The organism is Halogeometricum sp. CBA1124 (assembly GCF_009741955.1).
GTDB lineage: Archaea > Halobacteriota > Halobacteria > Halobacteriales > Haloferacaceae > Halogeometricum > Halogeometricum rufum.
On sequence record NZ_WPCD01000191.1, the window covers coordinates 1 to 6,917 of the forward strand.

Genomic DNA, 6,917 nt, shown 5'->3' on the forward strand with positions numbered 1-6,917 from the left:
TCGGCCTTGTTCGGGTTCGTCCCGTACTCGTTCACCTCGGCGGCGTCAGCGAGGTTGTCGCCGTCGGTGTCGGCCTTCGTCGGGTTCGTCTCGTGGGTGTTTATCTCCTCGCCGTCGGTGAGGCCGTCGCCGTCGGTGTCGGCCTTGTTCGGATTCGTTCCGTACGTCCGAATCTCGGCCGCGTCCGAGAGGCCATCGTCGTCGGTGTCGGCCTTCACCGGCGAGGTGGAGTGCTGGTTCACCTCCGCGCCGTCGCTGAGACCGTCACCGTCCGTGTCCGCCTCCGTCGGGTTCGTGTTGTAGGTCGACACCTCCAGCGAGTCGCCGAGTCCGTCGGCGTCGGAGTCGGACTCCGTCGGGTCGGTCCCGTGCGTGTTGACCTCTTCGCCGTCGTTGAGGCCGTCACCGTCGGTGTCGGCGGTCCGGAACCCCGTCTCGCCGTTCACCTCCGCCTCGTTCGTGAGGCCGTCGCCGTCCACGTCACCGCCCTTCGTCATCACGAACACCGCGCCCTTCGAGACGACCGTCTCTCCGTCGGACCCGTTCACGTAGACGGTCTGGGGTCCCGTGGCGTCGGCCGGCCAGTTCGACACCGAGAGCGCCGTCGTGGTCGTACCGTTCCCGGGCGCGCACGCGGTGGACGTGTTCCCGCCCTCGGCACCGATGCAGACCGACGCGGTGGTCGAGACCGGCTGCGACGTCTGGACGCGCATCTCGGTGGGGGACGACTGCCAGACGTACGCGGTGCCGTCGATGGTCGCGACGGTCTCCGTGGTGACCGTCACGCCGGAGGCGGCCGCGACCGGCGCACCGACTGCGCCCACGAGGACGAGGGCGGCCACGACGAACGAGAGAGCGGAACGGAGTGCGGTTGCGGACATGTCGATTCCTGTCGTACGTATAGTCTACACGTTTCACTCAAAAACTTACTGGCTCGTGTCGGTATATCGGGATAATATGACGCTAAAACGGTGAAATTCTGAAGAAATTCAAGATAAACGACTGGTAGGTGTGTGGACTGTTGACGGCTGTTCTGACGCTGGAGGCCCGCTCGCGAAGCGTCTCGTTCGAACGAAGTCGCCGCGCTGAAACAGTTCTCTTTTCTAATCCGTTAACGGCGGTCTCGCGGACGGAACAGTCGTGAAACGGTGGAAGTAATCGGAACGAGCACTACCGTCTTTACCCGTCCCGCCAGTTGAGTAGTCGATGGCATCCCACGGACGCTCGACCGACGGCGGACGGCACCCTCCCCGCCGTGCCGTCTCCGTCTGAGGGTCCAGGCCATCGTCAGGTGACAGACACGCGGTTCCGGACGACTCGCCGGTACGGAGGACCCCACTCCGGGCACCGGCGACGACCCCCGCTCCCCCGCCGTACTCCCCACGACGGCGCTCCCATCCCGCATCCGCGGGGGTCGAACCCGTCGCATCCCCAGCGACTCATCGCGTTCGTCCGACCGCGCACCGGTGCACCACGGTACGTCGCATCCCCAAGGCGTCCCCGTGGTCGTGCCCCGGTGCCCGGACGTCGCGTCCGGGCCGCGTTTCTCTCGTACTCACGCGCGAGCCGCTCGGCACTCTCCTTCCAAAACGAAAGCCTTAGAGGGCGCTATGTGGTTTGGAGTCGCCTAAGGTGGCTTGTTTCTGCTTATTTCGACTGGAACGATGAAACCGGACGCAACGGGTACTGGTGCCTTTATCCCTCACGGCTGTCTGCCGAATCGATGGTAGATCGAAAGATCCTGGCTGCTGGACTCGTCGCAGCGCTCCTGCTCTTCGCAGGGTGCTCGGGTTCCAGCGGTGCGAGCACGGAGAACGGTACAGCCGCGGGCGAAAGTACGGTCGACGAAGACACGGTGACCGAGATGGAAGAGACGAGCGAGATGGCCACCGAGGAGTCCTCGATGGAGACGACTGAAGAGTCCTCGATGGAGACGACCGAGGAAGAGATGACCGAAGAGGGGATGACCGAAGAAGAGACGACGGAGAGTTCCCTCGAAGAGACGTCCGAGAACGAGACGCTCGGTAACGAGACGACCGAGAACGAGACGATGACGAACGAGACGTCCGAGACCGAGACGGAAGCGTAACGGACGACACTCGACTCGGTCATCGAACGCACGCGTGTGACTCCCCGCGTTCGGTGATTCGGCCCTCACGACGGTTACTTTTCTTCGAACCGCCGACGACATCCAGCGTCGCTATCGCCCCGACGCCGCGCGCCGTCGACCGTTCACTCGTCGAGGCGGGCCATCTCGCCGTCCGTGAGTTCGAGGTGCGACGCGGCGACGTTCTGCTTCAGGTGTTCGACGCTCGACGTGCCCGGAATCGGAAGCGTCACCGGCGAGTGCTGCAGCAACCACGCGAGCATCACCTGGTACTCGGTCGCGTCGTGGTTCGCGGCGACGGAGTCGAGGACGTCCGCCTTCGCCCCGAGGTCACCTGCCGCGAGGGGGTACCACGGGATGAACCCGATGTCGTAGTCCTCGCAGGCCGCCAGCACGTCGTCGTCCTCGCGGTCTGTGAGGTTGAACTGGTTCTGAACCGTCGCCACGTCCACGATGTCGCGGGCCGTCTCCAACTGCTCGACGCTCACGTTGCTGAGTCCGACGTGTCCTATCACGCCCTCGTCTTTCAGTTCGGCCAGCGCCGTCACCGACTCCTCGAAGTCCACGTCCGGGTCGGGCCGGTGGAACTGGTAGAGGTCGATGCTGTCCACACCGAGTCGGTCCAGACTGCAGAGGTGGGCGTTGCGGAGGTAGTCGGGGTCGCCGTGCGGAAGCCAGTCGCCGTCGCGGTTGCGCAGGAGTCCGCCCTTCGTGGCGACGACTAGGTCGTCAGGATACGGCGCGAGGGCGTCCCGGATGAGACGTTCGCTCACGCCCGGTCCGTAGGAGTCCGCGGTGTCGATGAAGTCCACGCCGAGGCTCACCGCCGTCTGGAGGACCCGTTCCGCGTTCTCCACGTCGTCGGGTTCGCCGATGATGTCCTCGCCCGTGACGCGCATCGCCCCGAAGCCGAGGCGGTGGACCGTCAGTTCGCCGCCGATGTCGAACGTATCGCTCTCGTTCTGAAGCATCGTTCCGCTCGACGGCCGGCAGATGCCTAAACGGACCGGCACCGGAACCTTGGGACCGATTCACACGAATTCGCCCGCGAGACGCCTCCTGTCCGTCAGACAAACGGCAGACACGACACAAGACTTTTACCCAATCTCGCGTACTTTCGGGTACGGTAACAGGGCGACGGTCCGCGGGCGCGCCGGGTAGGGGTACTTGACGCGAACGCCGACTGTCGTCCCTTCCTCAATTTCATCGGAGAACGCGCCGAGCGACGGCCACGTCGAACCGGGTGCTTCGGGACGAATACCCTCGTCGTTCGTTTGAATCGCCGAGAGACGCTGCTCCCGGCGTTCGAGTACGTAGAAGTGCGGCGGTGACCGCGTGTCGCGCGACTCCGCTCAGACCTCGGGCGTCTCCATCACCTGCGGGACGCCCTGCGCCACTATCGTCTCGCCGACGACGTACGACGAGGCGGGCGAGGCGAGGAACTGCGCGAGGTCGGCTATCTCCTCGGTCGTCCCGATGCGACGCTGGACCTCCTCGCGGTCGATGTTGTCGGCGGAGACGCCCATCTGCGACTCCACGCCCGGCGTGGCGACGAACCCGGGAGCGATGCAGTTCACGCGCACGTCGTCGCCGGCCCACTCGTAGGACAGACTGGTAGTGAGGTTGACGCGCCGGCCTTCGCCGCGCCGTAGTGACTCATCATCGGCGACCCCTGCGTCCCGGCGACGCTGGCGAAGTTGATGACCGTCCCGCCGCCCTCCTTCAGATATTCGCCGGCGACCTGCGTGCAGTGGTACGTCCCCGTGAGGTTGATTCCGACGATGGTCTCCCACCCGTTCTCGGAGATGTCGTCGAACGACGCCATGAACGACGCGCCCGCGTTGTTCACGAGACAGTCGAGTCCGCCGAACTCCTCGACGGTGGCCTCGACGAGTGCCTCCACGGCGTCCCGGTCGGTCACGTCGCACTCGACGGCCAACGCGCGGCCGCCGTCGCCCTCGTTTATTTCCTCGGCGACGGGGTCCACGTTCTCCTGTTCGCGCGAGCAGACCACCACGTCCGCGCCCTCGGCGGCGAAGCGTTCGGCGATGGTCTTGCCGATGCCGCTGGACGCCCCCGTCACGATGGCCGTCTGGCCGGCGACGCCGAATCGGTCCGTCATCGCGCCGCCTCCGTCTCCGCTGTCTCTGTCGTCATGCTGTCTCTCTACTCTCGTGCATCGTTAATCAAACCTCTGCTGGAGTTAGCAACGTAAAAACGCGGCCGACCATCCCCCGGAAATCTTTATCCGACCTTGCGCACAACTGTGTGCATGGGCGAGACAGAGTATCGAAACGTCCGGCTCACCGAAGACGCGTACCAGCGACTCAAGATGCGCAAGCGGGAGGGGGAGTCGTTTTCGGACACCGTCGCTCGAATCGCCGGAGAACGGTCGCTCCTCGATCTAGTGGGTGTCCTCTCCGACGAGGAGGCAGACGCGATGCGCGATGCGATTCGGGAACGAGAGGAGGACTCGCGTGCCCGCCTCGATAGACTCGTAGACGAGATGGACCCGTGATAGTCGACACGAACGTCCTGATTCGGTTGATGCAGGGCGGCGACCGCACGATCGAGAAAGTCAGGGAGTTAGAGAACCAACACGTTCCGCTCGCACTCTCGGCGATGACGTTGTTCGAACTGTACCATAGCGTCGAACGAGTGAACGCCCCGGAGGAACGGCGGCGGCGTATCGAGACGGTACTCGACTCGAAGCCGATCTACCCCGCAGACGGCACCGTGATGAAGAAAGCAGGCCGTCTCGACGGACGACTGACCGGCGAGGGCCGCGAAATCGGAATCGGCGACACCGTCATCGCAGCGACGGCACTCGTTCACGAGGAACCCGTTCTCACCGAGAACGTCGCGCACTTCCGGCGAATCGACGAACTCGACGTCGAGTCCTGCTGAGTTACTCCCCGTACCGCGTGATGCCCTCGATGGCGGACGGGTCCACGTCGCGGAAGGAGTCGCGCGCGACGACGCGCTTGTGCACCTCGTCGGCGCCGTCGATGAGACGGAACGCGCGCACGTCCTCGTAGAAGTCCGCCAGGGGCAGGTCCTTGCCGATGCCGTTGCCGCCGCACAGTTGCAGGCAGTCGTCTATCACCTCTTGGACGACGTTCGCCGCGAACACCTTCGACATCGAGACGGGGACGCGCGCCTCCTCGCCGGCGGCGATGCGCGCGGCGGCGTCCCGAACCATCGTCCGGACGGCGTGCAGGCGCGTCTCCGCCTCGGCGACGGTGAACCGCACGGACTGCTTCTCCGACAGCGTCGAGTCGAACGCCTCTCGCTCCGCGGTGTAGGCTTTCGCTACCTCCAGCGAACGCGCCGCCATCCCGGTGTAGCGCATGCAGTGGGTCAGGCGCGCCGGGCCGAGGCGTTGCTGGGCGTGCGCGAACCCCCGGTTCTCCTCGCCCAGCAGGTTCTCCGCGGGGACGCGCACGTCCTCGTAGCGAATCTCGGCGTGGCTGGACCCCAGCAGTTCGCCGCCGACGTGCGGGACGTCGCGGACGATTTCGACGCCCGCCGTGTCCGCGGGGACCAGAAACAGCGACGTCCCCTCGTACGGGTGCGCGTCGGGGTCCGTGCGGGCCATCACGATGAGCACGTCCGCCTCGCTCCCCTGCGTCGTCCACCACTTGTGGCCGTCGATGACCCACTCGTCGCCCTCCTTTCGCGCCTCGGTCCGGAGCATCTTCGGGTCCGACCCGCCGCCCTGCACGGGTTCGGTCATCGAGAACCCCGACCGAATCTCGCCCGCCGCGAGTGGCCGGAGGTACTCCTCTTTCTGCGCCTCGGTGCCGACGAGTTCGAGCGTGTGCATGTTCCCCTCGTCCGGCGCGGCGATGCGCATCGCGACGGGCCGAGGAGGCTCCGTCCCGCCTCCTCGAACGCCGGGAGCACGTCGCGGAAGTTCAACCCCTGTCCGCCGTACTCCTCGGGTATCTGCGGCGCGTACAGGTCTCGCTCGCGCGCTCCTCGCGGAGGGCCGCTATCTCCTCGTCGGGCACCGGGCCGTCGCCGAGGTAGTCGCGTTCGACCGGGATGACACAGTCGTCCACGAACTCCCGGACCCGCCCCGCGAGTTCCCGCGCCGCCTCGGTGTCGTCGTACTCCATACGCGACTCTCACAATCGAACGGTGTAAATCTATTTCCGGACTGGGCTTATCTTTGGTAGCGGAGCTGAAACACCGTGACCGACGACGCGTACTTCCGGCGACTCGTGGACGAAGACGCCCTCCGCGCCTACCTCGAAGCCGAACTCGGCCCGGCATCGCGGTTCGACGTGGAGCGACACCCGGCGGGCCACTCGAACGAGACGCTGTTCCTCACGTGGGGGTCTCGCGAGTTGGTCCTCCGCCGTCCGCCGCCGGGCGAGACGGCCGAGACGGCGCACGACGTCCTCCGCGAGTACCGCGTGATGGACGCCCTGCAGGAGACGCCGGTACCCGTCCCCGAGACGGTACTCGGGTGCGAGGACCACGACGTCGTCGGCAGCGACTTCTACGTCATGGCGCGCGTCGAGGGCGACGTCCTCCGCGACGCGGAACCGGAGCGGTTCGCCGAGACGGCGGCGCGCGAACGCGTCGGGTACGAACTCGTGGACACGCTGGCGGAGATACACGAAGTCGACCCCGACGCGGTCGGACTAGGCGAGTTCGGCCACGCGCCGGGCTACACCCGCAGACAGGTCGACCGCTGGGGAAAGCAACTCGCGTGGGCGTTCGAACGGACGGCCGACGAGCGGTCGGTCCCCGTCCTGCGGGAGGTGGGTGACTGGCTGGACGAGACGCCCCCGAACGTCAC

Annotated in this window: 6 protein-coding genes and 2 pseudogenes; 4 read left to right on the forward strand and 4 right to left on the reverse strand. The window is 66.0% G+C overall.

Annotation, left to right across the window (positions count from 1 at the left end; genetic code table 11):
- Positions 1–881: binary toxin-like calcium binding domain-containing protein (locus GJ632_RS17540; protein WP_305037691.1), on the reverse strand; the 881-nt coding region annotated here is incomplete at its 3' end.
- A gap of 842 nt (positions 882–1,723) precedes the next feature.
- Between GJ632_RS17540 and GJ632_RS17545 the strand changes: the two genes are divergently transcribed.
- On the forward strand, positions 1,724–2,089 hold the full coding sequence (locus GJ632_RS17545; protein WP_191453627.1) for a hypothetical protein: 366 nt from the start codon (positions 1,724–1,726) through the stop codon (positions 2,087–2,089).
- Between the two features lie 143 nt (positions 2,090–2,232).
- Here GJ632_RS17545 and GJ632_RS17550 read toward each other — a convergent pair whose 3' ends face one another.
- Together GJ632_RS17550 and GJ632_RS17555 are read right to left on the reverse strand one after the other, a co-directional pair.
- Positions 2,233–3,078 (reverse strand): aldo/keto reductase, encoded by an 846-nt coding sequence (locus tag GJ632_RS17550; protein WP_191453628.1) that lies wholly within the window; start codon positions 3,076–3,078, stop codon positions 2,233–2,235.
- A 381-nt stretch (positions 3,079–3,459) separates the two neighbouring features.
- A pseudogene (locus tag GJ632_RS17555) lies at positions 3,460–4,229 on the reverse strand (SDR family NAD(P)-dependent oxidoreductase).
- A 150-nt stretch (positions 4,230–4,379) separates the two neighbouring features.
- Here GJ632_RS17555 and GJ632_RS17560 point away from each other — a divergent pair.
- Together GJ632_RS17560 and GJ632_RS17565 are read left to right on the forward strand one after the other, a co-directional pair.
- Positions 4,380–4,625 (forward strand): antitoxin VapB family protein, encoded by a 246-nt coding sequence (locus GJ632_RS17560; RefSeq protein WP_089810928.1) that lies wholly within the window; start codon positions 4,380–4,382, stop codon positions 4,623–4,625.
- Positions 4,622–5,014 carry a type II toxin-antitoxin system VapC family toxin gene (locus GJ632_RS17565; protein WP_343161243.1) on the forward strand — a complete coding sequence of 131 codons (393 nt, stop codon included), beginning with the start codon at positions 4,622–4,624 and terminating at the stop codon, positions 5,012–5,014. The genes GJ632_RS17560 and GJ632_RS17565 overlap by 4 nt, the downstream gene beginning before the upstream one ends.
- 1 nt (position 5,015) lies before the next feature.
- Here the strand turns inward: GJ632_RS17565 and GJ632_RS17570 are convergent.
- Positions 5,016–6,228 (reverse strand): annotated as a pseudogene (locus GJ632_RS17570) (acyl-CoA dehydrogenase family protein).
- Between the two features lie 75 nt (positions 6,229–6,303).
- On the opposite strand from GJ632_RS17570, the gene GJ632_RS17575 reads away from it, so the two are divergent.
- Positions 6,304–6,917: phosphotransferase family protein (locus GJ632_RS17575; RefSeq protein WP_343161244.1), on the forward strand; the 614-nt coding region annotated here is incomplete at its 3' end.